We start from the raw sequence: 456 nt of genomic DNA, 5'->3' as shown, positions 1-456 counted from the left end.
GTTAAAAGGTGATTATATCGTGCCAACATATTACGTTACCGAACTGCAGGAACGATTAGATATAGCAATCGAACAGCTTCGAGGCCAAATGGTGACTTTAGGCACTGAATATGGTTTCCTACATCCTGAAGTGCAACAATGTAGTCGAGAACTGGATCAGTTACTATTGCAATATTATGCAATACAACGCAAACAGTAAGCCTATGGGAACAATGGCTACGAATGTATGCGCAACTGCCCTTGAGCAATGCATCGAATAGGAGTATACTTGATAGTAAGCATTACGAAACTTATGGATAATGCCAGTTTTCCACGATGGGAAACATCAAGGAGGGATTTCCGTTATGATTAACATTAGCGAATCAGCGAGTGATAAAATTAAAGAACTTTTGGCTTCTGAAGAATCACCGAACCTGTTCTTGCGACTAGGCGTCAAAGCTGGCGGTTGCAGCGGCT

2 protein-coding genes are annotated in these 456 nt (G+C 41.9%); both read left to right on the top strand.

From position 1 onward, the window contains the following. Window positions 1-199 (top strand): Spo0E family sporulation regulatory protein-aspartic acid phosphatase (locus tag AC1DUA_RS40620; RefSeq protein WP_477505017.1); only part of this gene is annotated, 199 nt, incomplete at its 5' end. 145 nt (window positions 200-344) lie between these two features. Beyond that, window positions 345-456, top strand: a 112-nt coding sequence (locus AC1DUA_RS40615; protein WP_477505018.1) for a HesB/IscA family protein, incomplete at its 3' end; no start/stop codon positions are given.

The organism is Paenibacillus sp. 01T422 (assembly GCF_056398785.1).
The sequence above is the reverse complement of the archived record's forward strand: the minus strand, read 5'-3'. Positions and strand labels throughout refer to the sequence as shown.